The organism is Paeniroseomonas aquatica (genome assembly GCF_030409335.1).
Lineage (GTDB): Bacteria > Pseudomonadota > Alphaproteobacteria > Acetobacterales > Acetobacteraceae > Belnapia > Belnapia aquatica.
Map to the genome: position 1 here is coordinate 1 of NZ_JAUFPN010000260.1, position 1,515 is coordinate 1,515.

The 1,515-nt window shown below is 65.9% G+C and carries 1 protein-coding gene; it reads right to left on the minus strand.

The window, feature by feature from the left end; translation table 11 throughout:
• Window positions 1-297 precede the first annotated feature (297 nt).
• Window positions 298-1,434 (minus strand): IS110 family RNA-guided transposase, encoded by a 1,137-nt coding sequence (locus tag QWZ14_RS29190; RefSeq protein ID WP_290320582.1) that lies wholly within the window; start codon window positions 1,432-1,434, stop codon window positions 298-300.
• Window positions 1,435-1,515 lie beyond the last annotated feature (81 nt).

The following is a 1,515-nucleotide window of genomic DNA, read 5'->3' on the forward strand; positions in this document are numbered from 1 at the left end:
CCTTACATGAGGGTTCGGTTGTCAACGATGGCTCTACATACGGTCCTCCGGAGCTGGGTTGGGCAAGCGTGATGTAATCCTTGGGTCCGGGGCAGTCCTGCACTGCAGCAACGGCTGCATCACCTTACATGCGGTCGAGGCGCTATGGCCTCGCACCAGAATGCCTCATGCATGAGGCGTGGCCCCGGTCAGACGCGACCCACCTGAAACGCGGCGGCATCAGCCACCAAAGAGGAAGACGGTCGCGCTCCCAGTATCGCCGCTGGCGGAAATGCCGCCTGCAGCAACTCGGTCCTGTTACGCCGTCGGCAACGCCGCGGTCCTGATCTCGACGCCCTCCGGCAACACTCCGGTTTCCACGAAACGCCAGAGCGAGATCAACAGCTTCCTGGCCATGGCGACAATGGCGATCCGCCGCGTGCGCCCGGCCAAGGTGCCGACGCGCTGGCGGAACCACCCAGCGAGCGCGCTGCCGGGCTGGTAGCGCAGCCACAACCAGGCAAGCTGGACGAGCGTCGTTCGCGCCCGCGGGTTACCCGCGCGGCTGATGCCTCGGTCGCGGTCCATGCCTCCGCTTTGATAAGGCATAGGGGCGATACCGACGTAGCTGGCGAGCTGACGGCGGTTGTCAAAGGTGCGGTAGAATACCTCACGACCGAGCACGGCAGCGAAGTTTTCGCCGATGCCACGGATACGCTGCAGGGCTGTGATCTTTCGGGTCATCGTGTCGCTTGTTGCCGCGGCCAGCGCCGTAGCGCGCTCAGCCTCCACCTCGGGGATCAATTGCAGGGCCAACACGAGCCGACGCCGCAAGCGGTCCAGCTCGGCCCGCAGCAGGGGCGGCAGCGTACGCCCGTCGCCGGTGCGCAACTCGGCCACGTCACGCTCCCACGAGCGCAGCGACGGCCTGCCCCGAATGCCCTGGGTGAATAGCAACGCCTCGAGCCTGTTCTCGATGCGCAGCCGCTCCTGCACCAGATGTTCGCGTTCACGGTGCGGGCGCTTGGCGTCCTCCTCGTCGGCTGTGGGCACGCGCACCATGCTGCACACCTGCCGGTCGCCCCCTAGCCAGGCCGCAAGCACCCGCAGCATGCCTTCGGCGTCGAGCCGATCGGTTTTGGCACGACGCGCCCGGCGGTTCACCAGGATGCTGGTCGGCTCAAGTACATAAGAGGCAACGTCATGCGCCGTCAGCACGCGGTGCAACCAAAATCCGTCCCGTCCCGCTTCGAAACAGCACGCTACCCCAACCGGTCCGCCCACCCTGTTGACAGCGGCCAATCGCAGCTCCGTAATCAATGTCAGCAGAGCTGCCGTGTTCCCGCCTTCGAGGCGGTGCAGACGCGGCCTCTCCGCACCCGACAGACGTGCTGCGACGAGCCATGACGAGAGGCTCAGCTCGATGGCGATGTGGAGGGTGTTCTCGGACGGCATGGCGGCTGGCTCCCTGATCGGATGCGGAAGCCTGCCAGTCTGAACACTCAGCCCAGGCGGTGTCCGCCCCCATAGCATCTG

What these genes read in the sequence shown, in the direction of transcription:
- QWZ14_RS29190 (WP_290320582.1), bottom strand. Translation starts at nt 1,434, where the DNA reads ATGCCGTCCGAGAACACCCTCCACATCGCCATCGAGCTGAGCCTCTCG.